The organism is Streptomyces sp. NPDC043176 (genome assembly GCF_056436715.1).
The window spans coordinates 71463-97142 of sequence record NZ_JBWKCA010000018.1 but is presented as its reverse complement, the minus strand read 5'-3'; the positions used below and the strand labels follow the sequence as shown (position 1 = coordinate 97142).

24 protein-coding genes and 1 pseudogene are annotated in these 25680 nt (G+C 73.3%); 8 read left to right on the top strand and 17 right to left on the bottom strand.

Going from position 1 to position 25680, the window contains the following annotated elements:
• Positions 1-50: 50 nt before the first annotated feature.
• Positions 51-851, bottom strand: a complete 801-nt coding sequence (locus tag AC067A_RS26670) for a crotonase/enoyl-CoA hydratase family protein (protein WP_479245020.1) — start codon at positions 849-851, stop codon at positions 51-53.
• Positions 852-1025: 174 nt separating this feature from the next.
• Here AC067A_RS26670 and AC067A_RS26665 point away from each other — a divergent pair, with 174 nt between their 5' ends.
• The gene (locus tag AC067A_RS26665) at positions 1026-2675 is read left to right on the top strand and encodes an acyl-CoA synthetase (RefSeq protein WP_479245019.1); all 1650 of its coding nucleotides are present in this window, start codon (positions 1026-1028) and stop codon (positions 2673-2675) included.
• 27 nt (positions 2676-2702) lie between these two features.
• Here the strand turns inward: AC067A_RS26665 and AC067A_RS26660 are convergent.
• The 7 genes and pseudogenes from AC067A_RS26660 to AC067A_RS26630 form a co-directional block, all read right to left on the bottom strand.
• A pseudogene (locus tag AC067A_RS26660) lies at positions 2703-2849 on the bottom strand (transposase); the annotation flags it as partial.
• Between the two features lie 3 nt (positions 2850-2852).
• Positions 2853-4265: a HAMP domain-containing sensor histidine kinase gene (locus AC067A_RS26655; RefSeq protein ID WP_479245018.1), complete on the bottom strand. Its 1413-nt coding sequence runs from the start codon at positions 4263-4265 to the stop codon at positions 2853-2855.
• Between the two features lie 205 nt (positions 4266-4470).
• Positions 4471-5049 (bottom strand): protein-disulfide reductase DsbD domain-containing protein, encoded by a 579-nt coding sequence (locus tag AC067A_RS26650; protein WP_479245017.1) that lies wholly within the window; start codon positions 5047-5049, stop codon positions 4471-4473.
• 165 nt (positions 5050-5214) lie between these two features.
• On the bottom strand, positions 5215-5997 hold the full coding sequence (locus AC067A_RS26645; protein ID WP_479245016.1) for a cytochrome c biogenesis CcdA family protein: 783 nt from the start codon (positions 5995-5997) through the stop codon (positions 5215-5217).
• On the bottom strand, positions 5994-6593 hold the full coding sequence (locus tag AC067A_RS26640) for a TlpA family protein disulfide reductase (protein ID WP_479245015.1): 600 nt from the start codon (positions 6591-6593) through the stop codon (positions 5994-5996). Before AC067A_RS26640 ends, AC067A_RS26645 begins: the two co-directional genes overlap by 4 nt.
• Positions 6593-7390, bottom strand: coding sequence for a thioredoxin family protein (locus AC067A_RS26635; RefSeq protein ID WP_479245014.1), 798 nt, complete (start codon positions 7388-7390; stop codon positions 6593-6595). The genes AC067A_RS26640 and AC067A_RS26635 overlap by 1 nt, the downstream gene beginning before the upstream one ends.
• A 259-nt stretch (positions 7391-7649) precedes the next feature.
• Positions 7650-7871: a hypothetical protein gene (locus AC067A_RS26630; RefSeq protein WP_479245013.1), complete on the bottom strand. Its 222-nt coding sequence runs from the start codon at positions 7869-7871 to the stop codon at positions 7650-7652.
• A gap of 646 nt (positions 7872-8517) precedes the next feature.
• Here AC067A_RS26630 and AC067A_RS26625 point away from each other — a divergent pair.
• The gene (locus AC067A_RS26625; protein WP_479245012.1) at positions 8518-9330 is read left to right on the top strand and encodes a CAP domain-containing protein; all 813 of its coding nucleotides are present in this window, start codon (positions 8518-8520) and stop codon (positions 9328-9330) included.
• Between the two features lie 8 nt (positions 9331-9338).
• On the opposite strand, the gene AC067A_RS26620 is transcribed toward AC067A_RS26625, so the two are convergent.
• The gene (locus tag AC067A_RS26620; protein WP_328490405.1) at positions 9339-10046 is read right to left on the bottom strand and encodes a response regulator transcription factor; all 708 of its coding nucleotides are present in this window, start codon (positions 10044-10046) and stop codon (positions 9339-9341) included.
• Positions 10047-10249: 203 nt separating this feature from the next.
• Between AC067A_RS26620 and AC067A_RS26615 the strand changes: the two genes are divergently transcribed.
• Positions 10250-11764, top strand: a complete 1515-nt coding sequence (locus AC067A_RS26615; protein WP_479245011.1) for an MFS transporter — start codon at positions 10250-10252, stop codon at positions 11762-11764.
• A 154-nt stretch (positions 11765-11918) separates the two neighbouring features.
• Here AC067A_RS26615 and AC067A_RS26610 read toward each other — a convergent pair whose 3' ends face one another.
• Both AC067A_RS26610 and AC067A_RS26605 read right to left on the bottom strand, forming a co-directional pair.
• Positions 11919-12047, bottom strand: coding sequence for a hypothetical protein (locus AC067A_RS26610; RefSeq protein WP_479245010.1), 129 nt, complete (start codon positions 12045-12047; stop codon positions 11919-11921).
• A 296-nt stretch (positions 12048-12343) separates the two neighbouring features.
• Positions 12344-12997 carry an NADPH-dependent F420 reductase gene (locus tag AC067A_RS26605; RefSeq protein ID WP_479245009.1) on the bottom strand — a complete coding sequence of 218 codons (654 nt, stop codon included), beginning with the start codon at positions 12995-12997 and terminating at the stop codon, positions 12344-12346.
• Positions 12998-13099: 102 nt separating this feature from the next.
• Here AC067A_RS26605 and AC067A_RS26600 point away from each other — a divergent pair, with 102 nt between their 5' ends.
• On the top strand, positions 13100-13450 hold the full coding sequence (locus tag AC067A_RS26600; protein ID WP_479245008.1) for a winged helix-turn-helix transcriptional regulator: 351 nt from the start codon (positions 13100-13102) through the stop codon (positions 13448-13450).
• 33 nt (positions 13451-13483) lie between these two features.
• Here the strand turns inward: AC067A_RS26600 and AC067A_RS26595 are convergent, their stop codons facing one another.
• Positions 13484-15007 carry an alpha/beta fold hydrolase gene (locus AC067A_RS26595; protein ID WP_479245007.1) on the bottom strand — a complete coding sequence of 508 codons (1524 nt, stop codon included), beginning with the start codon at positions 15005-15007 and terminating at the stop codon, positions 13484-13486.
• A gap of 103 nt (positions 15008-15110) precedes the next feature.
• Here AC067A_RS26595 and AC067A_RS26590 point away from each other — a divergent pair, with 103 nt between their 5' ends.
• Together AC067A_RS26590 and paaK are read left to right on the top strand one after the other, a co-directional pair.
• The gene (locus tag AC067A_RS26590; RefSeq protein ID WP_479245006.1) at positions 15111-15926 is read left to right on the top strand and encodes a pentapeptide repeat-containing protein; all 816 of its coding nucleotides are present in this window, start codon (positions 15111-15113) and stop codon (positions 15924-15926) included.
• Positions 15927-16066: 140 nt separating this feature from the next.
• Positions 16067-17353 (top strand): phenylacetate--CoA ligase PaaK, encoded by a 1287-nt coding sequence (gene paaK, locus AC067A_RS26585; RefSeq protein ID WP_479245005.1) that lies wholly within the window; start codon positions 16067-16069, stop codon positions 17351-17353.
• An 85-nt stretch (positions 17354-17438) separates the two neighbouring features.
• On the opposite strand, the gene AC067A_RS26580 is transcribed toward paaK, so the two are convergent.
• Together AC067A_RS26580 and AC067A_RS26575 are read right to left on the bottom strand one after the other, a co-directional pair.
• Positions 17439-18026, bottom strand: coding sequence for a hypothetical protein (locus AC067A_RS26580; RefSeq protein ID WP_479245004.1), 588 nt, complete (start codon positions 18024-18026; stop codon positions 17439-17441).
• 2 nt (positions 18027-18028) lie between these two features.
• Positions 18029-18442, bottom strand: a complete 414-nt coding sequence (locus AC067A_RS26575) for a hypothetical protein (protein WP_479245003.1) — start codon at positions 18440-18442, stop codon at positions 18029-18031.
• A gap of 183 nt (positions 18443-18625) precedes the next feature.
• Here AC067A_RS26575 and AC067A_RS26570 point away from each other — a divergent pair, with 183 nt between their 5' ends.
• Positions 18626-19006 (top strand): VOC family protein, encoded by a 381-nt coding sequence (locus AC067A_RS26570; RefSeq protein ID WP_402465191.1) that lies wholly within the window; start codon positions 18626-18628, stop codon positions 19004-19006.
• 63 nt (positions 19007-19069) lie between these two features.
• Here AC067A_RS26570 and AC067A_RS26565 read toward each other — a convergent pair whose 3' ends face one another.
• Complete coding sequence (locus tag AC067A_RS26565; protein WP_479245002.1) at positions 19070-20578, bottom strand: fatty acyl-CoA synthetase; 1509 nt, start codon at positions 20576-20578, stop codon at positions 19070-19072.
• A 156-nt stretch (positions 20579-20734) separates the two neighbouring features.
• On the opposite strand from AC067A_RS26565, the gene AC067A_RS26560 reads away from it, so the two are divergent.
• Entirely contained in the window at positions 20735-23134 is a 2400-nt protein-coding gene (locus tag AC067A_RS26560; protein ID WP_479245001.1) for a penicillin acylase family protein, read from the top strand.
• Positions 23135-23143: 9 nt separating this feature from the next.
• On the opposite strand, the gene AC067A_RS26555 is transcribed toward AC067A_RS26560, so the two are convergent.
• Entirely contained in the window at positions 23144-24241 is a 1098-nt protein-coding gene (locus AC067A_RS26555; RefSeq protein ID WP_479245000.1) for a calcium:cation antiporter, read from the bottom strand.
• A gap of 84 nt (positions 24242-24325) precedes the next feature.
• Positions 24326-25600 (bottom strand): alpha/beta fold hydrolase, encoded by a 1275-nt coding sequence (locus AC067A_RS26550; protein ID WP_479244999.1) that lies wholly within the window; start codon positions 25598-25600, stop codon positions 24326-24328.
• Between the last annotated feature and the right edge of the window lie 80 nt (positions 25601-25680).

The following is a 25680-nucleotide window of genomic DNA, read 5'->3' as shown; positions in this document are numbered from 1 at the left end:
ACGGGCTCCTAGGTGGCGGACGGCAGGGGGGACGGGGGGGAGGCCGCTGCTCACTCCCGCCGGTAGACCGCCGGCCGCTTCTCCGCGAAGGCCTTCGCCCCCTCCTTCGCGTCCGCCGTGTCGAAGATCGGCCATCCCCGTTCCAGTTCGGCGGCGAGCCCCTCCGTCTCGGTCATCTCGGCGGTCTCGTACACGGACGCCTTGACGGCCTCGACGGCCAGCGGGCCGCAGGCGTTGATCCGCTCGGCGATGTCGAGGGCGGTGCCGAGGGCGGTGCCGTCGGGCACGACGCGGCCGACGAGCCCGATGCGGGCGGCTTCGTCGGCGGTGTACGGGCGGCCGGTGAGGAGCATCTCGAGGGCGTGGGTGCGGGCGATCTGGCGGGGCAGGCGCACGGTGGAGCCGCCGATGGGGAAGAGGCCGCGCCTGACCTCGAAGAGGCCGAAGGTGGCGGAGGCGCCGGCGACCCTGATGTCGGTGCCCTGGAGGATCTCGGTGCCGCCGGCGACGCAGTACCCCTCGACGGCCGCGATGACCGGCTTGCGGGGGCGGTGGTGGCGGAGCATCGCCTTCCAGTGCAGGTCGGGGTCGGCCTTGAGCCGGTGCCGGTACTGCTCGCCCGCCATGCCCTGACCGGCGAGGGCCTTGAGGTCCATTCCGGCGCAGAACGCGCCGCCGGCGCCGGTGAGGACGACCGAGCGGACGGTGTCGTCGGCGTCGGCCTCCAGCCAGCCGTCGTAGAGGCCGACGAGCATCGGCAGCGAGAGGGCGTTCTTGGCCTCGGGCCGGTTCAAGGTGAGGACGAGCGTGGCGCCTTCGCGCCGGACGCTGAGGTGTTCGGTACCGCCCATGGGGGTCTCCCGTCTCCAGTTCTGGAACAGGTTGCAGGAGCCGGGGGTCCAGTTCAATAGTTTTCTGACACTCAGTCAGATTCTTCTGCCCATCCCCTTCCCCCGGTGACCGGTCGGCGCTCTAATGACCGCCACGTCCATGCGAGTCAGCGCGAGCCGGCGTCAGGAGGAACGGTGGAGTACAACCTTGCCGACCTGTTCGAATCGGTGGTCGACGTGGTCCCCGACCGCGAGGCGCTGGTGTACGTCGACCACCCGGGGACGGGCGAGGAACGCCGACTCACCTACGCCGGGCTCGACGCGGCCGCGAACCGCATCGCCCACCACCTGATCGACGCGGGCATCCGGCCCGGCGAACACCTCGGCCTCCACCTGTACAACGGCGTCGAGTACCTGCAGACCGTGCTCGCCTGCCTCAAGGCCCGGATCGTGCCCGTCAACGTCAACTACCGGTACGTGGAGGAGGAACTCGTCTACCTCTACCGGGACGCCGACCTCGCCGCGCTCGTCTTCGACGCCGAGTTCACCGAGCGGGTCGCGGCGGCGCTGCCGCAGACCTCGAAACTGCGCCACCTCGTCCGGGTCGGGACCCCTCCCGAGGAGGCACCGCCGCTCGACTGCGTGGCGTACACCGAGGCGGAGGCCGCCGGCTCACCGGAGCGCGGCTTCGGCCCCCGCTCGGCCGACGACCTCTTCATCATCTACACCGGCGGCACCACCGGGATGCCCAAGGGCGTCCTGTGGCGCCAGGAGGACCTCTTCTTCGCGGGCCTCTTCGGCGGCGACCCGTCGGGCGAACCCGTCAAGCGCCCCGAGGAACTGGCCGAACGCGTCGCGGCCGGCGGCGCCGGCATCACGTTCTTCCCCGCGCCGCCGCTGATGCACGGCACGTCCACCCTCACCGCGTTCATCGCCTTCGACTACGGCCAGCGGGTCGTCCTGCACCGCAAGTACGTGCCCGAGGAGGTCCTCCGCACGCTGGAGAAGGAGAAGGTCTCCAGCATCTCCCTGGTCGGCGACGCGATGCTGCGCCCCCTCGTGGACGCGCTGCGGGGGCCGCTCAAGGGCACCGACCTGTCCGCCCTCTTCAGCCTGTCCTCCTCCGGGGCCATCATGTCCGACACCGTGCGGGCCCAGCTCCAGGAGCTCATGCCGAACGTGCTGCTGCTCAACAACTTCGGCTCCACCGAGTCCGGTTCCAACGGCCGGGCCACCGACGACTCCGGACCGGACCGGGGCTTCCGGCTCCACGTCAACGAACGCACCCAGGTGGTGGACCCGGTGACCCTCGCCCCCGTCGCGGCGGGCGAGACCGGCCGCCTCGCCCAGCGCGGCCACGTCCCGCTCGGCTACTACAACGACCCCGCCAAGACCGCCGAGACCTTCTTCGAGCGGGACGGGGTGCGCTGGGTCCTGCTCGGCGACATGGCCACGGTCGACGAGGACGGCGTGGTCACCGTCCTCGGCCGCGGCTCCCAGTGCATCAACACCGGGGGCGAGAAGGTCTATCCGGAAGAGGTGGAGCAGGCCCTCAAGTCGCACCCCGACGTCTACGACGCCCTCGTCGCCGGCGTCCCCGACGCCCGCTGGGGCAACCACGTCGCCGCCGTCGTCCAGCTCCGCCCCGAAGCACCGCCCCTGGACCTCGCCGCCGTCCAGTCCCACTGCCGGTCCCGTCTCGCCGGCTACAAGGTCCCCCGCCAACTCGTCCTCGCCGACCGCATCGAGCGCTCCCCCAGCGGCAAGGCCGACTACCGCTGGGCCCGCGCGGTGGCGATCGAGGCCGACACGTCACCGGACCCGACGCCCCCGGGCCCGGCCTGATCGACAGGACACCCCCTGGGGCCCGTGCCGGGAGCGTTCGTAGACCGTCTTCCACGGCCCGTGGCGTTCGGGCAGGTCGCGCCAGGCGGCGCCGGTGGACAGCTTCCACAAGACACCGTTCACGACCTGGTGCCGGTCCCGCACGGGCCTGCCCATCCGGCCCGGCGCCGGCAGCTGTCAGTCGCCCGCCGCACCCGGCGCCGTCCGAGCCGCGGCCGCCCTCCGACCCCTGCGGCGCGAGCGCGGACGCCCCGGCGCCGGGTCCGTCGACAGCTGGAACGTGACCGCCACGCGGGCACCGCCCAGGGGACCGCGCGTGATGCGGACGGCGCCCCGGGCGGCGAGGGCCGCGCGACGGGCGATGTCGAGCCCGAGGCCGGTGGAGCCCGTGCTCCCGCCGCGGGCGAGGGCACCGTCCGGGTCGGCGATGCCGGGGCCGGCGTCGTGAACGATCAGTTCCACGGTGTGGGCGGTGCGGCACACGGAGACCTCCAGGGCGGTGCCCCGGGAGGTGTACCGGAAGACGTTGCCCACGAGCGCGTCCACGACGGCCGTGATGTCCGCTTCGGGGAGGCGGACGGGGGTCGTCTCGTCCGTGATCTGCAGTGTGCAGGGACGGTCCTGCTGACCCGCGAGCACGGCCCAGAAGGCCGCGCGCCGACGGACGACGTCGGCGACCTCGCAGCGGTCCCCGCCCTCCCGCGGCCCGTCGGGCGGTTCCTCGCCCCGCAGCGCCCGGCCCATCGGGCCGACGGCGAGCGGCGTGCGAGCCTCGGCGATGATCGCGTTGAGCTCCCGCTCCAGTTCGGCGACGGCCGTCTGGATGCGTCCGGTGTCGGCGCTCGGCGCGATCCGCTCGACCGCCAGGTGCAGGGCGGTCAGAGGGGTGCGGAGCCGGTGGGACAGGTCGGCGACCAGTTCCCGTTCGACGGCGAGCAGGTCCGTCATGCGGTCGGCCATGGTGTTGAAGGCCGTGCCCGCCTCCTTCAGTTCCGGCGGCCCCTTCGGCTGGACGCGGGTGTCGAGGTTGCCCGTGCCGAGCCGGCGTGACGCCTCGGCCAGCCGCTTCGCCGCCGTGACGACGGCGGAGCCGAGGCGGTCGGCGACCAGGACGGAGCCGCCGAGCAGGACGACCGCCAGACCGGCCATGACGCTCCACGACAGGACGACACCACGGGTCAGGTCGTCGTCGGGCACGAAGTTCTCCACCACCGCCACCCGGTCCTGGGGCAGGATCACCGGCTGCAGGTAGATCCAGCCGCCGGGCACGTCCCGGGAGATGGACTCGCGTTCCTCCTCGGCCCGGCCCAGCAGATCCGGCGGAGCGTGCCCCGCGCCGCCGACCGTGCTGTGGTCCGGCAGATGGATGACCATGTGCTCGGCCGCGCGCAGCCCCGCCCCCGCCTCGCGCAGCTCGGCCGCGTCCGTGGTGAGGGCCAGGATCGGCGCCATCGCCGCCGCGCTCTGCTCGGCCGCCGTGATGCTCTGCTCGCGGGCGAGCGACATCACGAGCAGCCCCAGCGGGATCAGGAACGACAGCGCCACCATGGAGGTGACGGCCAGGGCCACGCCCGCCAGGGAACGCCTCACCGCGAGGCCCCGGGCTCGGCGCGGCGTCTTCGGGGCCCTCGGTTCACGGGTGCAGCGCTCCAACGGGTAGCCGTGCGCCCAGCGCCACGGTCGGGGGATGCGGGTCCGGGGTCCGGGCGACGGGCCGCCGGAGGGTCTCCCGGTACGACGTCCTCCGGGAGTGGCGCATGCCCTCACCGGCCCCGTGATCCGGGACGACGGGCCCTCAGGAGGTGCCGAACGACAGGCCGTCCTCGCCGGTGCGCAGGGACACCGCCCGGTCGGCCACCGGGATCGTACACCCCCCGGTCGAACTGCAGCTCGCATAGCCGATCAGCACCTTCGCCTCGCCCGGAGCGGTCGCCCGGATCGGCAGCGTCACCGTGACGGGGCCGTCGGGGTAGACCGGTACGGCGGCGCGCACGCCCGGCACCGTGATGCTCTTGACCGGCTTGTCCACCGTCATCTCACCGGCGGTGGCGACCGAACCGGCGGGACGGACCCCGGTCGGCCGCCCCACCCCCTCGACGCCCTCGGCGGGGAGCGCGGTGCTGTAGAGGTGGAAGCCGGCTTCGTCGGGCGTGAACGTGGCGACCAGGGTCCCCGCGTCGGACTTCCAGTCGGCCACGCTCAGCCGGACGGTGACGCCGTTCTCGTTGAACTCCGTCACGGCGGCGGCGTGCGACGGCGCGGGCCCTTGGCCGCAGCCGGTCAGCGAGGCGGCGGCCAGCAGTGCGGCCGCGGCCCAGGCGGGGCGCGTGCGCGCGGCGCGGGAGAGGCGGGGGGCCGGGTGGGGAGAGGCCATGGGGTGTCTCATGTCGTCTTTCCGGGTTCTTCTCGTGTTTCGGGGAGGTGGGCCGCACGCCGGGGGCGCGACCGGTCCTCTTGGGTACGGGGGGGTGCAGCCGTCCGGTGCGCGGGGGGAGTCGGGCCCTCCCGGCGCGTGGCGGTGGCACTCGGGTGCCGGCGCTCACAGGGCCGCGGCCGTGCCCTGCAGCCGTACCTGCAACGCGTACACCAGATCGGTCCACAGGCCGGTGACCAGCAGGACGCCGACGAGGACCAGAAGCGCGCCGCCGGCCCGCATGACGGTCCCGTGATGGTTCCTGACCCATCGGAAGGCGCGCAGGGCCCGCTGGAAGGCGAGTGCGGTGAGCAGGAAGGGCGCGCCCAGCCCCACGCAATAGCAGACCATGAGGAGGGCGCCGCGCCCGGCGCTGGCCTCGTTCCAGGCCAGGGCCTGCACGGCGGCCAGGGTCGGCCCGATGCAAGGGGTCCAGCCCACGCCGAAGACGACGCCCAGCAGGGGCGCGCCGGCCAGGCCGAAGGAGGGCCGGCGGTGGCTGCGCAGTTCGCGCTGGGTGAAGCCGGGCAGCCAGCCCGCGAACGCGAGGCCCATGACGACGGTGAACAGGCCGAGGACCAGCGTGATGCCGTCCTGGTGGGCGAGCAGGTTGCGCCCGACGAAGCCGAACAGGGCGCCCCCGGACACCAGGACGCCGCTGAAACCCAGGACGAACAGCGCCGCTCCGGTGACCATCCGTCCGCGCCGCCCGCCGTCCGCCTCGGCGAGGTCGGACACCGACAGGCTGGTGACGTAGCTCAGATAGCCCGGCACGAGCGGCAGGACGCACGGGGAGAGGAAGGACACCAGGCCCGCGGCCACGGCCACCGGCACGGCGAGGAGCAGGGTGCCCGACACCGCGCCGGCGGCCGGCCCGGCGGCGAGCGTCGCCCACGTGGGGCCGGTCATGCGTCCTCCCCGGCGACCCGGTCGACGAGGGGCTCCAGCCGCGCGCGGGTGACCGGCCCGGAGACGGCGACGGCGATCCGGCCCTGCCGGTCGATGACCAGGGTGGAAGGGATGGCCTGCGGGTTGAGCAGCGCGGGCGGGAAGGCCAGTAGCAGCTTTCCGTCGGGATCGTGGATGCTCGGGTACCGCAGACCATAGGTCCTCTCGAACTCCCGGGCCGGCCCGGTGGAACGGTCGCGGACGTTGACGCCCAGGAGCTCCACGCCGCGCGGCGCCGCCGCACCGCGCAGCGCCTCCAGGTCGGCGGCCTCGGCGCGACAGGGGGCGCACCAGGAACCCCACACGTTCAGGACGACGACCTTGCCGCGGTACGAGCGCAGCGCCAGGTCCCGGCCCGTGAGGTCCCGGCCGGAGACGGCGGGCGCGGAAGGGCGTTCGGCGACCGGCAGCACCGCCGCGGTCTCGGCGGTGCCCGCTCCCGGCGCGCCGCCGTCCGCCCCCGCCACGGCGCCCCCGCCGCAGCCGGTGGCCGCGAGGGCGAGGAGGAACAGGGCGACCGTCGCCGACGCGCCGCGTCTGTGGCCGCGGGCCGTCATCAGGCCCACTTCCGCAGGAACGCGCCGAGGCCCGTCTCGGTCAGCTCGGGGTTGCCGGTCGAGTGCGTCTCGGTCACCACCTCGCCGTTGCCGTCGAGGACGACCAGGACGGGCATCTTGTACGCGCCCTCGCCGGAGCAGTAGTCGCGCAGGAGGTCGAAGGCCGAGGGGTCCTGGCTGCCGATGTCGACCTTGACCACGTGGTACGAGGCGTCCAGGAGCGCCCCCACACCGCTCGTGGCGAACACCCGGTCGGCGGCCTTGCAGTTGCCGCACCAGTTGGCGCCGAAGTCGATCAGCACCTTCTTGCCGTCGGCCTTGGCGGCGGCGACCGCGGCCTTGACGGCCCCACGGGCGTCCGCACCGGTCGGGTAGCCGCTGGTGAAGCCCGAGGAGCCGGAGGCGGGAGCGCTCCTCTCCACGGCGGGCCTGGTCGGGACGGGAGGGGCGGTCGTCCTGGCGGGGCGGGGGGCGGCTTTCGTCGTCTCCGCGGGACGCTCGGCCACGGGCGAGGAGGCGGAAGGTCTCGGCCGGGACGTCGGCGGGACCGACGTCGCGGCGGCGGTGGGCGAGGCGGATGCCGTCGCCGCCTCCATGGGCGTCGGGGCGCCGGTGCCCTGGTCGGCGGGCGCGTCGGGGGCCGCCGCCACGGACACGTTCTGCGCCGCGTCGTTCTTCGAGCCGCCCACTCCGCAGGCCGTGGCGACGGCGGCGGAGGCGATCGTGAGGGAGACGGCCGAGAAGCGGACGAGGCCCTGGATGCCGGCGGTGCGTCGTTTGCGCCGGTGTGCGGCCATGACGGATCAACCCCTTGTGTCGGTGAGCTCTCCGGGGCCTGGAGGCGGCCGATGCCGGAGCGGGCGCAGGACGCGGCCCGGCGTCCTGTCCGCCGGGGCCGGAGCGATCGTCCTGACCGCCCGTGAGCCTAGGGGCCGAAAACGCGTCCTGGACCGTCCTGATGCCACCCATCAGGCACGCTTAAGGAACTGCTCAGGTTCGCGACCGCGAGCCCTCCACCAGGGGTTCTCCGGCCGCCCGCGGCGCCTGCCCGAGGACTCACAACCGGGTCTCGCGCACGCTGGCCTGCGCCGTCGGCACGACGGTCGCCGTGATCTGCGAACGGTGGTCGTCGCTGGTGAAGACGACCACCAGCGTGCCGGGATCGCTCTGACCGGTGCTCGTGCGGAACCCCGGGTCGGGAACGGCCGAGACGAAGCACACGCTGTCGCGGCCGTACTGGACGGTGACCTTGCCCCCCTCGGAGGGGACCGTGTGCAACCCGGGACCGCCGCTGCACTTCGAAGCCGACGGCCGGGGCGTGGACGTGACGGGCGCCCGCGTGGCCGAGGGCGACGGCGAGGGCGTACGGGTGGTCGGCGGCGACGAGGGGGACGCGGGCGTGGTGGTGGGCGCCTTCGGCCTGGTCGCGACGGACGAGGCCGGCACCCGACGAGCACGGACGGGGAGGGGTACACCGCCTGGACCGACCGCGCGGCGGGCGGGGTCGGTCGGGTCAGGCCGACGACGAAGTACACCGTGAGCATCACCGCGGTGACGCTGGCCGCGGTGCACGACAGCCATATGAGGAGATAGCGCAGGAGGCGTGGCACCGCATCAGTGTGGCCGACGCCCACCGCACCACCCACCCCGCCCTCGCTCGCTCGCGGAGAGGCGCACGCGTCCCGTACGGGCCGGCCGCGACCGGCGGCCCGACCTGGCGGCCGCCCCGAGCCGGTCACGAACCTGAGCTGTTGCTCAGGTCCTCCTGAGCGCATCCCTCAGACGGCGTTCTCGCAGCTTCGGCACGCCTACGCTCCCGTCTCGGCGCCGGCGGACCCTCTCCGCCGCACGAAACCCGCCCGAGCCGACGCGGACCCGGGCCGGCCCCGCCACCGCACCCGTACACCCCCTGGAGGAAACCGAGATGAGCTCCCGAGCCGCCCACGGACGTCGCGGACACCGCGCCCCGCGTCGCCCGCGCGTCACAGCCGCCGTGGCGGGCCTCAGCGTCCTGGCCGTCGCCGGCGCCTGCCTGGCAGGCGCCGAACTCGCCGGCTCCGCGCACGGCCAGGCCGAATCCGTCGCCATGGGCGGCGACTCGCCCGACCCGACGCCGACCACCGGGCCGCCGCCCACCGCATCGCCGACCGCACCGACGTCCCCGTCGGCCGCCCCGCACACCCTGACGACCCTCTCCACCACGCCGACGACCCCCTCGGCCGCCCCACCGCCCTCGGCCACCGCCAGGGCGGCTGGACCTTCCCCGTCCCAGGGCGCGCGGAAGCCCAGGCCCGCGCCCCCGGCCACCGCGAAGCCGTCGGCCACCGAGCCCGACAGCGGTACGCGCCCGGCGGGCGGCGGCGAGGCCGAGGAGGTCGTACGCCTCGTGAACGTCGAACGCGCCGCGGCGGGCTGCAAGGCCCTGACGGTCGACGCGGACCTCGCCGAGGCGGCCCAGGAGTACACCGACGACATGGCCGCCACCGGCAACTTCTCCCACACGGGAACCGACGGCTCCCAGCCGCAGGACCGCATCGAGGCGGCCGGATACACCTGGTCACGGTCCGGCGAGAACATAGCCGAGGGACAGGCCGACGCGGCCGCCGTCATGGACGCCTGGATGCACAGCCCCGGCCACCGGGCCAACATCCTCAACTGCGGCTTCACCGAGATCGGCGTCGGCGTCAGCACCGACGGAGGCCCCTGGTGGACCCAGGACTTCGGCACTCCCTCCTGAGCCCCTCCTCAGTGCGGCGCCACCAGCTTGATGCCCACCCCGCGCACGGTGCGCAGATAGCGCGGTGCCGAGGCCCGCTCGCCGAGCTTGCGGCGCAGCGCCGACACGTGCACGTCGATGGTCTGGTCCTCGATGTAGGACTCCTGCCAGACCTCCGCGAGCAGCCGGTGCCGGGACACCACCGTGCCGGCGTGCCGGGCGAGAAAGGCCAGCAGATCGAACTCCCGGCGGGTGAGGACCAGTTCACGCCCCGCCAGATAAGCCGAACGCGCCGGCGGATCCACGGTCAGCTCACCGACCGTCACCGGACTCGACGGATCGGCGGGTGGGGCCTGCCCGGCGACCGCGGCGGGGACCGCGGTGCGCCGCAGCACCGCCGAGAGCCGGGCCAGGAGCTGCGCCCCGGAGAACGGCTTGACGAGGTAGTCGTCGGCGCCCGCGTTCAGGAGCTTGACGATCTCGCTCTCGTCGTCGCGGGCGGTCGCGACGACCACGGGCACGTTCGATATCCCGCGGATCATGCGCAGCGCGTCGCCGCCGTCCAGATCGGGCAGGCCGAGGTCCAGCACCACCGCGTCCAACGAGCCCTGCGCGACCTCGCGCAGGGCGCCGAACCCATCGCCCGTGCTGCGCACCGCATGGCCGTGCTCCGCGAGGATCTCCATCAGCGAGGCACGGATGCTGGGGTCGTCTTCGACCACGAGTACGCAGGGCATGGCGGACACCCTACAACCGGCCGTCCGCCATCCGGACAGCCCTCACCAGGGCCCGATTCCGGGCCCGGGGCCTCCCGCGTCACGGGTGGTCGCGTGGGCGGGCGTCCCGCACACCCCCGTACCGGAGACGGCGTCCGGATCCTTGCAGGCATGCCCCCTTCGGAGCGGGGCACCCGCAGGAAGGCGCCTGGAGAAAGGGAGACATGACCGAAGACACGAGGCGGGGCACGTCCGTACCCGCAGCCACAGGAACCGTGACCACGGCCGTACCGGCCCGACTGGACCGCCTGCCCTGGTCGCGCTGGCACTGGATGATCGTGATCGGCCTCGGGACCGTCTGGATCCTGGACGGCCTCGAAGTCACCATCGTCGGCAACATCGCCGGCCGTCTCGCCGAGAGCGGCAGCGGCCTGGACATCACCGCCGCCCAGGTGACCGGAACGGCCGCCGCCCTGTACGTCGCCGGCGCCTGCTCCGGAGCGCTGTTCTTCGGCTGGCTGACCGACCGCTACGGCCGCAAGAAGCTCTTCATGGTGACGCTGGCCGTCTACCTGGGAGCCACCGCCCTCACCGCCCTGTCGATGGAATCCTGGTGGTTCTTCCTCTTCCGCTTCCTGACGGGCTTCGGGATCGGCGGCGAGTACGCGGCCATCAACTCGGCGATCGACGAACTGATCCCCTCCCTCTACCGGGGCCGCGTCGACCTCATCATCAACGGCAGCTACTGGCTCGGAGCCATCGGCGGAGCGCTGCTCTCCATCGTGATGCTGGACACCGACATCTTCGCCCTCGACATGGGCTGGCGGCTCAGCTTCGCCCTCGGCGTCGTCCTCGGCCTGGTGATCCTCCTGGTCCGACGGCACGTCCCCGAGAGCCCACGATGGCAGTTCATCCACGGACGCGGCGAGGAGGCCGAGGAACTGGTCTCCACCGTCGAGCGCGAGGTCGAGGAGGAACACGGCCGCCCGCTGCCGGAGCCCGCCGGCGAGATCACCATCCACCAGCGACGCAGCATCGGCTTCGGACTCATCGCGAAGACCGTCTTCCGCCGCTACCCGCGGCGCACCGTCCTCGGCCTCTCCCTCTTCATCGGCCAGGCGTTCCTCTACAACGCCATCACCTTCGGTTTCGGCACCATCCTCTCCACCTTCTTCGACGTCCCCACGGGCCGGACGGGTTACTACTTCGCCGTCATCGCCGCGGGCAACTTCCTCGGCCCGCTGTTCCTCGGCAGGTTCTTCGACACGGTCGGCCGCCGCGTCATGATCTCGTCCACGTACCTGTTGTCCGGCCTCCTGCTCTTCGGCACGGCATGGCTGTTCGGCAGCGGCGTCCTCAGCGCCACCACGCTCACGGCCTGCTGGTGCGTCGTGCTGTTCTTCGCGTCCGCCGGCGCGTCGAGCGCCTACCTCACCGTCTCCGAGGTCTTCCCGATGGAGACCCGCGCCATGGCCATCGCCTTCTTCTACGCGATCGGCACCGCGGCCGGCGGCATCAGCGGCCCGCTGATCTTCGCCAAGCTCACCGAGTCCGGCATCCCGTCGGAGACCGTCCTCGCCTTCCAGATCGGCGCCGGCCTCATGTGCGCGGCCGGAATCGTGGCGGCCTTCCTCGCGGTCAAGGCGGAACGCCGCTCCCTGGAGGACATCGCCGAGCCCCTCTCGACGGCCCCGGCCGAGGCGTCCGGCACGCCCGGCGCGGCTTCGCCCCGCACCTGACGGAACTCCGCACGCGGACACCTCGGTCCCGCCCACTCACGCGCGTACCTCCCCGCCTCGGCGGGGAGGTACGCGCGTGAGTGGCGGCCGTGCCGCAAGACCGGTACGGCCGCCACTTCCCGTGCCGTACGCCGGTCTCCTCCCTCCCGTCTCCTCATGAACGGAGCACGCAGAAGGCGCAGCAGGCCGGCACGGGCTCGACGCGGACGACGACGGAGTCGGTGTCGTCGGTGCAGTGCCCCCACGCCGTGTTCCCGTCCGTGAAGGAGCGCTGCTCGACCATGTGGTCCGTGGCCGTGGTCAGCCGGCCCGGAGGGGCCGCGCACGTCAGATGCGGTCCGCCGGGGGGCGGCCGGCGCCGATGGCGCCGCGGCGCGAGCCCTTCGGTCGTGCAGGGGGCCCGCTGCGGCCCGTACGGTGCTCAGAGGAGCACCGGGTCGCCTGTCCGTGTGTGGCGCGATGCCGTCCCGGTCGTCATCCGTGCAGCCTAGGGGGTGTCCTGCCGGTCAGGCCGGACCCCGCGAGCCCGGCAAGACACCCCCTGGGGGTGTCCGGAAAATCTCCGGGCCCGGTCGGCCGTCAGGCGCCCCGCGGCCCCGTCGCGTACGCGAGCGGTGGGGCCATCGCCTGGACGTCCGCGCCCTCGGCGACCCACAGCCCGATGTAGAGGGCGGCGGTGGCCTCCAGGAGGCCGGCCCGGTCGAGGCCGCCGCCGGACAGGGGGACACAGCCCGCGTCCCGCACCAGGCGGCCCGCGAGGTCGAGCGCCGTGGGGTCGTCGCCGCAGACCGGGACCGCCAGGGGCCGGCCGTCGAAGACGGGCGGGGTCATGCGCCACACGTCCTCGTGGCAGAGGTTGAAGGCCTTGACGACATGCGCGCCGGGCGCCGCGTCCGCGAGCCGGCGGGCCGCCGAGGGACCGCCGTCCGTGAGCAGCCGGAAGCCGGGGCCCACGGGGTTGGAGCAGTCGAGCAGGGCCTTCCCGGTCAGGGAGTCGGCGACCGCCGCCACGACCTCCGCCCCGGCTCCGTAGGGCAGCGCGGCCAGCACCACGTCCCCGAACCCGGCGGCCTCGCGCAGGCTCCCGTGCCGGGCCCCGTGCCCCACGCGCGCCGCGAGATCCCGGGCCCCGCCCTCGTCGCGGCCTCCGAGGAGCACCTCGTGTCCCGCCCGTGCCCAGTGGGTGCCGAGGGCGTCCGCCATGTCGCCCGTCCCCAGTACGCCGATCCTCATCGTCCCGTCCTCTCTCCGCGCCGCCGGACGGCGCCGCCCCGTCCCGGCACTTCCCGGGCCTCGAGAACGACATTAGGAAGCCGGTCGGGCACCATCTGGTACGTGACTTCCGACGGATACCTCGCCGACTGCCGCGCCCGCCTCGCCTTCGACCTGCTGGCCAACACCTGGAACTCGGTGGTCCTCTGGTCGCTCCGCGGCGGTCCGAGCCGCCACGGCGAACTGCGCGGCCGGATCGGTGGCATCAGCTCCAAGGTGCTCACCGAGACGTTGCGGCGGCTGGAGTTCAACGGCCTGGTGGAGCGGCGCGCCGACGCCGGCCCCCCGCCCCGCGTCGCCTACGAACTCACCGACCTGGGACGGTCCTTGCTCGGCCCCATCGACGCGTTCGGCGCGTGGGCGTTCGAGCACGGTGACGAGGTGATGGCCGCGCAGGAGCGCCACGGCGGCTGAGTCGCACGGCCCCGGCGGCGGGAGGCAGACCGCTCAACGGAGGCCGAACTCCCTTACCGCCGAAAGGAATTCCGCGGGGCGATCGGTGTGGACGAGGTGTCCGGCGTCGATCGTGACGAGTCGGGCGCCCGGGATGCCTTCGGCCAGCCCGGCGATGAGGTCCTGCGCGATGTGGCTGGCCGGGCCGCCGGCGACGACGAGGGTGGGGATCGTGATCGCCGGGAGCTCGTGGCGCCAGGCGGGGTCGGGCGCGTTCAGCTGGGCGTCGGTGGCGGGGACGACCTCCCAGTCGAAGGCAAGGGGGCCTTCGGGGCGCTCGGGGGGCGGGCGGGGCGGGTCGAGCGGGACGAAGCCGGGGGGTTCCTCCAGGACCAGCCGGCCGATCAGACCGGGCTCGCGCTGGGCGAGGAGCAGCGCGGCACCGGCGCCCATCGAGTGGGCGACGACGGTGGCGCCGGTGAGGCCGAGGGCGCGCAGGAGGCCGCCGAGCTCGTCGCGGAAGTCGTCGAAGCCGTAGCGGCCCGGCCGGTCGCTGAGTCCGTGGCCGCGCAGGTCGAGCGCGTACACCCGGTGGTCGGCGGCGAGGTCGGCGGCGATCTCCGTCCAGGTGGTGCGGTTCTCGCCGCGGCCGTGGACCAGGACGACCGGCGGGGCGTCCTCGGGACCGAGGACCCGGTGGGCGAGGCGCACGCCGTCGACGGTGACCGTGCGCACCTCGGGGGCGAGGAAGGCGGCGACCGGGCGGACGAAGGCGTCGGCGTCGTCGATCCAGGGGAAGTGGCCGGCGCCCGGCAGGACGACGAGTTCGGCGTGCGGGAAGCAGGCCGCGGCCTCGGCGGCCTTCGCCGGGGTCGGCCCCGCGTCGTACTCGCCCGCCAGGACGAGGACCGGCGCGGTGAGCGCCGTGAGGTCGCGCCGGGTCCGCTCCGGCCGGTAGGCGCCCTCGCCGTGGTAGGCGGCGGCCGCGTCCCAGCGCACCTGCCACGTCTGGGCGGCGGCGTGTTCCTGTGCGGCCGCGTCCCAGCGGCCGTAGGCGAAGGGGGCCGTGACGTCGTGCATGCGGGACAAGGGCGTCTCGGGCCCGAGCGCGTCGAGCGCCGCCCGGGCCTCCCGGTACCAGGGCCGGTCGGCGAAGACCGTGACGGCCTCGTCCCACTCCTCGTCGGTGGTGCCGACGCCGAGTGCCCGCCCCGCGGAGGTGACGAGGACGAGCGAGCGGATCCGCTCGGGGTGCGCGGCCGCGTACAGGGTGGCCAGGTTCCCGCCGGCCGAGTGGCCGAGGAGGTCGATGCGTTCCAGGCCGAGGTGGGCGCGGAGGGCCTCGACGTCGCCGACCTGACGGTCGCAGCGGTACGTGCCGGGGTCGGCGGGTTCGTCACTCGCCCCGGTGCCGCGGGCGTCGAGCAGGACGAGGGTGCGGTGGGCGGCGAGTCCACCGAGGTCGCCGAGGTACGAGGGGTCGCGCATCGGCCCGCCGGCCAGGCACACGAGCGGCTCTCCCGCGCCGAGCACGTGGTAGGCGAGTCGGGTCCCGTCGTACGTCCTGAAGGTGGGCATGGCCCCGATCCTCGCCGTGGTCGGACGATCTTCGCAACGGGTTTCACGGAGAGCGCGGTACGGTGGACGGACCGTCCCCGAGCTGCGAAGGAACCGTTTCCCCGTGCCCGAGATCCGGGAAGCCGCACTGCGCGGCGACTGCGCGAACTGCTTCGGCCTGTGCTGTGTGGCACTGCCCTTCGCCAAGTCGGCCGACTTCGCCGTGGACAAGTCCTCCGGCGACCCCTGCCGGAACCTCCAGGAGGACTTCCGCTGCGGCATCCACACCCGTCTGCGGCCGAGCGGTTTCCAGGGCTGCACGGTGTACGACTGCTTCGGCGCCGGCCAGCACGTCTCCCAGGTGACCTTCGGCGGCGTGTCCTGGCGCGAGGCTCCGCAGACCGCGCGGCAGATGTACGAGGTCTTCCCGGTGGTCCGCCAGCTCCACGAGCTGCTGCGCTACCTCACCGAGGCCCTCGCGCTGCGGGCCGCCCGCCCCGTCCACGCCGAGCTGCGCGCGGCGCTGGCCCGCGTCGAGGCACTCACCCGGGGCACGCCCACCGAACTGGAGAAGCTCGACGTGGGCCCCGTACGGGCCGAGGTGAACCCCCTGCTGCTCCGGACGAGCGAGCTGGTCCGCGCCGCGGCCGGCGGGAAGCCGAAGAGCCGGCGCGGCGCGGACCTGATCGGCAAGCGGCTGCGCGGCGCCAGGCTGCGCGGCGCGGACCTGCGCGGCGCACTGCTCATCGCCGCCGACCTGACGGACGCCGACCTGTCGCTCGCCGACCTCATCGGCGCCGACCTGCGCGACGCCGACCTCTCGGGCGCGGACCTGACCGGCGCGCTCTTCCTCACCCAGCCCCAGCTGAACTCGGCCCGCGGCAACGCCGCCACCCGCCTCCCCGACGCCTTCGACCGCCCCGCCCACTGGCAGACCTGACAGCCGGGCCCTCGGCGCCCGTGCGAGGCGGAAAACTTCATCCGCCCCCTTGCCAAGGCGGGGGTGTCGGCGGCTTAACTGGCCGGAACGTGTCTACCGAATGATCGGTAGTCCGTTTTACGGCAACGGAGGAGCGGCGCATGACGGAACTGCTGGACAGCGGCGAGCGGCTCGGGCGGGACGAGCTGGCGGCACTCCAGCTGGAGCGACTGCGCGCCACCCTGCGGCACGCCTACGCGAACGTGGACTTCTACCGGCGTTCCTTCGACGCGGCCGGGATGACCCCGGACGACTGCCGTACGCTCGCGGACCTCGCCCGCTTCCCGTTCACCGCCAAGTCGGACCTGCGCGACCACTACCCCTTCGGCATGTTCGCCGTCGACCGGTCCCGGATCCGGCGCGTCCACGCCTCCAGCGGCACGACCGGCCGGCCGACCGTCGTCGGGTACACCGACCGCGACCTCGACACCTGGGCGGACGTGGTGGCCCGCTCCCTGCGGGCCGCCGGCGTCCGACCGGGCCACAAGGTCCATGTGGCCTACGGGTACGGCCTGTTCACCGGCGGTCTCGGCGCCCACTACGGCGCGGAGCGGCTGGGGTGCACGGTCATCCCGGCCTCGGGCGGCATGACGGCCCGGCAGGTGCAGCTGATCCAGGACTTCCGGCCCGAGGTCATCATGGTGACCCCGTCCTACATGCTCACGCTGCTCGACGAGTTCGAGCGTCAGGGCGTGGACCCGCGGTCGACCTCCCTGAAGGTGGGGGTCTTCGGCGCCGAGCCGTGGACGGAGGCGATGCGCAAGGAGATCGAGGACCGGTTCGCCATCGACGCGGTCGACATATACGGCCTGTCGGAGGTGATGGGTCCCGGCGTGGCCCAGGAGTGCGTGGAGACCAAGGACGGGCTGCACATCTGGGAGGACCACTTCTACCCGGAGGTCGTGGACCCGTTCACGGGCGAGGTGCTGCCGGACGGCGAGGAGGGCGAGCTGGTCTTCACCTCGCTCACCAAGGAGGCCATGCCGGTGATCCGGTACCGGACGCGCGACCTGACCCGGCTGCTGCCAGGCACCGCGCGGGTCTTCCGGCGGATGGAGAAGGTCACCGGGCGCAGCGACGACATGATCATCCTGCGCGGGGTGAACCTCTTCCCCACCCAGATCGAGGAGATCGTGCTCCGCACCCCGGCGGTCGCCCCGCACTTCCAGCTGCGGCTCACCCGGGAGGGCCGGCTCGACGCCCTGACCGTACGGGCCGAGGCCCGGGCGGGAGCGACCGACGGGGAACGGGCCGAGGCGGCCCGGGCGATCGGGGCGGCCGTCAAGGACGGCATCGGGGTGTCCGTCGCGGTCGAGGTGGTCGACCCCGAGACGCTGGAGCGTTCGGTCGGCAAGATCAAGCGGATCGTGGACCTCAGGGAGCCGTAGGAGGTGCCGTCCCGATCGGGCCGGTGTGATCGGCACGGCGCCCCCGCGAGCTCACCGTCGGGGCGGGGCCTGGCGGCCCCGGGGTTCAGGAGAGCCTGATGCTGGCGATCCGGGAGCGGTAGAAGCGGCCCTCGTACCCGTAGTAGTCCAGCCCGCGGCGGTAGCTCGGCTTCCCGGTGGGATCGAAGAACTGCACGTACTCGTTCCACCGGCGACTCTCGCCCGGTACCGGGTCCGTCACGTCGATGGGCTGCATCCAGAAGGACTCGCCGTCGACGGCACGGGAGAAGGACTTCACACCGGGGCTCTGCGGCCGGATGCTCGTGAGCACCCTGACGTCCGTCTTGTCGACGGTCCAGATGGTCTGGGCGCCGTTCAGGACGAGCTTGCTCGGGTCGCTGAAGTCCATGTCGAGGCTGTGGCCGCCGAACTCGGTGGCCCACGTGTGCTTCTGGACGAGTTCGAGGCGGGCGTTCTTCAGCGAACCGGTGACGCGGTACTTGACGAGCGTCCACGTACCCAGGGCGTACAGGTGCGAGCCGTCCCACCAGAGACCGTGGGCGCCCATGAACTCGATCCGCTGGACCGGCTCGGAGCCGAGCGTGGCGGGGTCGTCGGCGTTCGTGGGGGCGTACACGGACAGGTAGCCCTCGTAGTCCAACGTGGACGACACCTTCAATGACGACGCCGCGACCACGATGCCGTGGCTGCGGAGGTACTCGACCGCGTGAGGGCACCCGCCCGGGTCGCCGACCACAACAGGGCGTCGTCGTCACCGAAGTTGACCATGCCGACCTTGCCGCCGCTCGCGGAGACCATGCACACCCAGCCGAAGCGGTCGGTCTCGCGAAAACGCGCGTCGATGAGCCGCTCCCAGGCCGTCTGGGCGGGCGCAGCCCACTCCCAGCCCAGGTTCTCGGGCGTCCACAGATTGATCGCGCGGAACAGCATGACCTTGTTCTTGACCTGCTCCGTCACGAGCACGTCGTAGTTGCCGGCCGCGTGCGCGGGTGTGGCTGCGGCGAGGGAGGCGAGCGGCGCCCCCATGCCGATCGCGACAGCACTCCTCAGCAGATTTCGACGGTTCACGGTTATCCCCCCCCCGGGATGACTGGAAAGTTCAGCCGTCAAGCCAACACGCCACAGAGCGTGACGATCTTGTCTCCTGGAGGACGGGAACCGTCGCTTCCCGGAGCCGGGGAACGGCCGCCGGCAAGATCAAGCGGAGGGTGGACCCCGGCGCGCGTAGCCTGGGGGGAGGAGGTGGTTGCGATGCTGTCGGACTCCCCCATCGCCGCGATCATTCCGGTCAACGACATGGCCCGGGCCAAGCGCTTCTACTCGGAGACCCTCGGTCTTCCCCTCACGAGGGAGTCGGCCGAGGACACCAGGTACGAGTGCGGTGGCACCATGATCGGACTCTACGAGACGCCTTACGGCGGCAAGGCCGAGCACACCCTGGCGAGCTGGAAGGTGGCCGACCTCGACGCGGAGATGTCGGCCCTGCGCTCCAAGGGCGTCACGTTCGAGGACTACGACCTGCCCGGCATCAAGACGGTCGACGGCGTGGTCGAGTCGGACACCATGCGGGGTGCCTGGTTCAAGGACAGTGAGGGCAACATCCTCTGCGTGATAGAGGAACGGTCGGCCTGACACCCCAGCGGAGGCACGGGGCGCCGGCCGCGAACGGGTCGGCCGGCGCCCGCGCGTGACGTGTCACCGGGCGCCGAAGCGGTCCCTCAGCTCCCGCTTGAGGATCTTTCCGCTGGCGTTGCGGGGAAGCGCGTCCACGAGGATCACCCGCTTCGGAGCCTTGAAGTGGGCGAGCTTCTCGCGGGCGTGGTCGAGGAGTTCGGCTTCCGTGACCTCGCCGCGCGGGACGACCACGGCCGTGACGGCCTCGATCCAGCGCTCGTCGGGGAGGCCGATGACGGCCGCCTCCGCGACCCCCGGATGGGTGTAGAGCGCGTCCTCGACCTGCCGCGAGGCGACGAGCACGCCACCGGAGTTGATGACGTCCTTCACCCGGTCGACGATCGTGAGGTACCCCTCGGCGTCGCGGACGGCGAGGTCGCCCGAGCGGAACCAGCCGCCCCGGAAGGCCGCCTTGGTCTCGTCGGGCTTGCGCCAGTAGCCGTCGCAGAGCTGCGGGGAGCGGTAGACGATCTCGCCGGGGGTGCCGTCGGGCACGTCCTTGCCGTCCTCGTCGACGACCCGCGCCTCGACGTGGCGCACGGGCCGGCCGCAGGAGTCCATCCGGCCCTCGTGCTCGTCGGGTCCGAGGACGGTGGCGAGCGGGCCGATCTCGGACTGGCCGAAGCAGTTGTAGAAGGCGAGGCCGGGCAGCCGGGCGCGCAGCCGCTCCAGGACGGGGACGGGCATGATCGAGGCCCCGTAGTAGGCCTTGCGCAGCGCCGACAGGTCGCGGCGGTCGAACTCCGGGTGGTTGGCGAGCGCGATCCAGACGGTCGGCGGGGCGAAGACGCTGTCCGCGCGGCCCGCCTCGATCAGGTCGAACAGGACGGCCGGGTCCGGCGCGTCGACGATCGTGTTCTCGGCGCCCACCGCCAGGTAGGGCAGCAGGAAGACGTGCATCTGCGCCGAGTGGTAGAGCGGCAGCGCGTGCACCGGCCGGTCGTCCTCGCTCAGGTCGAGGGCCTCGACGGCGCTCGCGTACTCGTGCGCGAGTGCCAGGTGGGTCATCATCGCGCCCTTGGGCAGGGCGGTGGTGCCCGAGGTGTAGAGCAGCTGGGCGAGGTCACGGGCGTCGCGGTCGGTGAGGTACGGCTCCGGTTCGGCGAGCGCGTCGAGGAGCGAACCGGACGCGTCCCGCAACGCCTTGACCGCGAAGCCGTCGGGGATCCGGTCGGCGAGGGCGGGGTCGGCGAGCACGAGCGAGCTGTCCGACTGCTCCAGGACGTACGCGAGGTCATCACCCGTCAGGTGGTGGTTGACCGGCACGTGGACCAGGCCGGCCCGGGCGCAGGCGAGGAACGCGATGAGGTAGGCGTCCGAGTTGTGGCCGTACGTCGCCACCCGGGCGTACTCCGGCAGGGCGAGGCCGTGCCGCCGCTCGCGCAGGACGGCGGCGGCGGTGGTGACGGCCTCGTCCAGCTCCGCGTACGTCCAGGCCCGGTCGGCGTACCGCACGGCGATCCGGTCGGGGACGCGCCGGGCGCTCGCGCGAAGGACGCCGTCGACGGTACGGCTGGGGAGTCGGTCCATGCGGTGATCCTCCGCGCGGCACGGGCGGAAGGTCAAGTACCGCGTCGCGCGCCGCAGATGCCCGGACCTCGGATACCGAACGGGATGTTGACATGGGGGCGCGGGACTGCGTGCATGGTCCGACCCGCAGTGCACTTCGACCCGTTGGGAGGCACGTTGCACCTCCGCACCCGTCTGAAACACCTGGCACTCACCGGCGCGGCCCTCGCCGTCGTCACCGCCTCGCTGCCCGGCGCGGCGGCCGCCGACTCCGGCGACCGGGGCCGGCACCCCTCCGACCGGGGCCTGTCGGCCGTCATCCGGTACACCGAGTACGGCATCCCGCACATCGTGGCGAAGGACTACGCGAACCTCGGCTTCGGAACGGGCTGGGCGCAGGCCGCCGACCAGGTCTGCGTCCTCGCGGACGGATTCCTCACCGTCACCGGCGAACGCTCCCGGTACTTCGGCCCGGACGCCGCCACGGACGGCTCGCTGTCCTCGGCCGCCACGAATCTCTCCAGCGATCTGTACTTCCGCGGCGTGAAGGACGCGGGGACGGTCGAGGAGCTGCTCAGGACGCCGGCGCCGGCCGGGCCCAGCGGCGACCTCAAGGAGCTGATGCGCGGCTGGGCGGCCGGTTACAACGCCTGGCTGCGGAAGAACCGGATCACCGACCCCGCCTGCGTGGGCGCCGACTGGGTGCGCCCGGTGAGCGCGCTCGACGTGGCCCGGCGCGGCTTCGCCGTGTCGGTGCTCGGCGGTCAGGGCCGTGCCGTCGACGGCATCACCGCCGCCCGGCCGCCGGCCGCTCCCCCGTCCGCGTCCGCCTCGGCGCCCGGCGCCGTCCCCGATCCGGACGACGCCGCGGCCGCCGCCAGGGAGCTGTTCGCCGCCGAGAACGCCACCATGGGCTCGAACGCCGTCGCGTTCTCCGGTGCGACCACGGCGAACGGACGCGGGCTGCTGCTGGGCAACCCGCACTACCCCTGGCAGGGTGGGCGGCGGTTCTGGCAGTCGCAGCAGACCATTCCCGGCGAGCTGAACGTGTCGGGCGCCTCTCTGCTCGGCACCACCGTCGTCAACATCGGCTTCAACGACAAGGTGGCCTGGAGCCACACCGTCGCCACCGGAGTGCCGCTCAACCTGCACCAGTTGACGCTCTCGCCCGGCGATCCCACGTCCTACCTGGTGGACGGCCGGCCGGAGCGGATGACCCCGCGCACGGTGACCGTGCCGGTGAAGGACGGCGTCCCCGTCACCCGTACCCAGTGGTGGACGCGGTACGGCCCGGTCGTCGGCGGCCTCGGCGCGCAGCTCCCGCTGCCCTGGACCGCCACGACGGCGTACGCGCTCAACGACCCCAACGCGGCCAACCTCCGCGGCTCCGACACCGCCCTCGGTTTCGGCAGGGCCCGCTCGACGCGGGACGTCGCCGACGCCCTGCGCCGCACCCAGGGACTCCCGTGGGTGAACACCGTCGCGGCCGACTCCGCCGGGCACTCGTTCTTCAGCCAGTCGCAGGTCCTCCCCCGGATCACCGACGAGCTGGCCCAGCGCTGCTCCACTGCGCTCGGCCGGGCCACGTACCCCGCGTCGGGCGTCGCCGTGCTCGACGGCTCGCGCTCCGACTGCGCGCTCGGCTCGGACCCGGACGCAATCCAGCCGGGGGTCTTCGGTCCGGCGCGGATGCCGGTGCTCCGCGACACCCCGTACGTGGAGAACTCCAACGACAGCGCCTGGCTGACCAACGCCGACCGGCCGCTGACCGGTTACGAGCGGATCTTCGGCACCATCGCCACCCCCCGCTCGCTGCGCACCCGGGGCGGCGTCGAGGACGTGGCGGCGATGGCCGCGCGCGGTGACCTGACGGTGGCCGACCTCCAGCGCCAGCAGTTCGCCGACCGGTCGCCGGCCGGCGACCTGGCGGCGGCCGACGTGGCCGCGGCCTGCCCGACGGCGCTGCCGGACGATCCCGAGGCCTGCCGGGTGATCGGGGCCTGGGACCGGACGGTGGACACGGACAGCCGGGGCGCCCTGCTCTTCGACCGGTTCTGGCGGCGGTTCACCGCGGCGGTGAAGCCGGCCGACCTGTGGAAGGTGCCGTTCTCGGCGGCCGACCCGGTCCGCACCCCGCACACCGTCGACACCGGAACGCCGGGCTTCGCCAAGGCCCTCGCGGACGCCGTGGCCGAGCTGCGGGCGGCGGGCATCCCGCTGGACGCGCCCCTCGGGCAGCACCAGTTCGTCGTACGGAACGGGCAGCGGATCCCGGTGAGCGGCGGGACCGAGTCGCTGGGCGTGTGGAACAAGACCGAGTCCGTGTGGAGCGCGGCGGGCGGCGGCTACGTCGAGGTCGCGCACGGCACCAGCCATGTGCAGGCGGTGGGCTGGGACGGCGGCCGCTGCCCGGTGGCCCGCACACTGCTCTCGTACTCCCAGTCGTCGAACCCCGCGTCGCCGCACCACAGCGACCAGACCCGGCTGTACTCGGGCGAGCGCTGGGTGACCTCCCGGTTCTGCGAGAAGGACATCCTGCGCTCGCCGGCGCTGCGGGTGGTGGTCGTCAGGGGCTGACCGGGTCCGTCACGGACTGAACGAGAGGAAGACGAAGGCGGCGAAGATCACGAGATGGACGCCGCCCTGGAGGAGCGTGGCCCGTCCGGGCACCACGGTCAGGGCGCTCACCACACCGGTGAGGACGAGCAGCACCATGTGAAGCGCGCCCAGGCCGAGGACCAGGGGTCCGGACAGCCAGATCGAGGCGAGCGCGATCGCCGGAATCGTCAGTCCGATGCTGGCGATCGCGGAGCCGTACGCGAGGTTGAGACTGGTCTGGACGCGGTCCCTGCGGGCCGCCCGGACGGCGGCGAGGGTCTCGGGGAGCAGCACCATCAGGGCGATGACGACGCCGACGACCGCCTTGGGCAGGCCCGCCGACTGGACGACGTCCTCGATGGTCGGCGAGATCAGCTTGGCGTTGCCGACGACGGCGACGAGGGCGACGACGAGGAGCCCGAGGCTGGTCCAGGCGTCGCGCCGGGTCGGCGGGTCCGCGTGGTCGTCCGCCGAGTCCTGGCCGGGACGCGGCACGGGAAGGAAGTAGTCCCGGTGCCGTACGGTCTGGACGCCGACGAACACCGCGTACAGGCAGAGGGAGGCGACGGCGGCGAAGACGAGCTGGGCGGCGGAGAACTCGGGGCCGGGGTGGCTCGTGGTGAAGGTCGGCAGGACCAGCGTCATGGTGGCCAGGGTGCAGACCGTGGCGAGCGCGCCGCCGGAGCCCTCGGCGTTGAAGACCGCCACCCGGTTGCGGAGCGCGGCGACGAGGAGGGAGAGGCCGACGATTCCGTTGCAGGTGATCATGACGGCGGCGAAGACGGTGTCGCGCGCGTAGGTCGCGGTCTTCTCGCCGCCTCCCACCATCAGGGAGACGATGAGCCCGACCTCGATGACGGTGACGGCCACCGCGAGGACGAGCGAGCCGTAGGGTTCGCCCACCCGGTGGGCGATGACCTCGGCGTGGTGGACCGCGGCGAGGACGGCGGCGAACAGGCAGAGGGCGATGAGCCCGACGGCGAAGCCGGGAAGGTCGCGCCCCCAGGCCGCGACAAGCGCAAGCGCCGCCACCACCGGCCCCCAGGTGGTCCACTGCCGTGCCATCGCCGCCGTACTCGAACTCATGATCCGCATCCTGCCACATCGAACCTTTCGCCCCTTTCGTTCACCCTGTCGTGGCCGGTGGGACCCCTCCCCGCGCGCCGTGGATCAGCTGCTGGGGGCGCGGCCGGCCGCCAGGTCCATGAGGCGGGCGAGGACGCGGTCGCCGGAGGCCGAGAGGCCGTCGTGCTCCCACTCGTTCGTCACCCAGACGCGCGCGGCGCCGATCCCGCGCGCGGTGGCCAGCGAGAGGCCCGCGTCCACGTACATGTCGTCGTGGTAGACGATCGCGGCGAGCGGCACCTCGTTGGCGGCGAGCCGGTCCGGATCGTAGAGGGCCGGCCAGTCGGTGCGGGCGGCGAGCAGGTCCGCGGCGTCCGCGAAGGGGCGCAGGCCCCTGATCTCGCGGAACATCCACGGGTACATCATCTCGCCGGTCAGCAGCAGGGGGTCGGCGTCCTCGGCGAACTCGGGGAGCCCGGCCAGCGCCCGCTCGGCCGCCCAGCCGGTCGGCCCGGCCCCCTGCCCGTACAGGGTCTCCTGCAGGACGGCGAACAGCGGGTTGTCGGCGAAGCCCGTCAGGGACATCACCTGGTGGAGGAAGGTGTCGGTCAACCCGCCGTCGGCGTCGAGCGCTTCGTCGAGCAGCCAGTGGACGCGCTCGAATCCGTCGCCCGTGCCCAGCGCGATTCCGAGCGTCCTCAGCCGGCGCGGGGTCAGCCGGTCGCCGTCGGGCAGCCGGACCTCACGGTCCGCGAGCAGGTCCGCGATCCGCCGCAGCCGGCCCGCGTCCTGCGGGTAGCGGGCGAAGAAGTCCAGGACCCGGTCGCGGACGCGGGGGTAGGTGCGGGCGTACACGTCGTCGGCGGTGGCGGACAGACCGGGCAGCCCGCCGGTGACGTAGCAGGCCCGCAGGCCTTCGGGAGCCCGGGACAGGTAGGTGAGGGTGATGAAGCCGCCGTAGCTCTGCCCGAGGGTCTCCCAGGGGGCGTCGCCGCAGAGTTCGCGGCGTATCAGCTCCGCGTCGGCGACGATCGCGTCCGCCCGGAAGTGGGCCAGGTGTCCGGCCAGCCGCTCCGGTGAGGCGAACGCGGCGGCGGAGCGCGCGGTGACCGGGGTGGAGCGGCCGGTGCCGCGCTGGTCGAGGAGCAGCACCCGGTGGGTCTTCAGGGCGTGCGGCAGCCAGCCGGGGGAACCGGCGGACGGGCGGGGCGACTTGCCGCCGGGTCCGCCCTGGAGGTAGAGCAGCCAGGGGAGTTCCTCACCCGTGCGGGCCGGGTCGGCGACCTCGCGGGCGAAGATCCGGATCGTGGGTCCGGCGGGGTCGCCGTGGTCGAGGGGGACGGTGAAGGTGTGGTCGACGGTCGCGTACGCGGGGTTCATGGGTTCCTTCCGGGGCGCTGCGGGAGCGGCCCTCGTACGGGTGGGAGGGAACATGGCGTGACCGGGTGCTCCGCACCGCC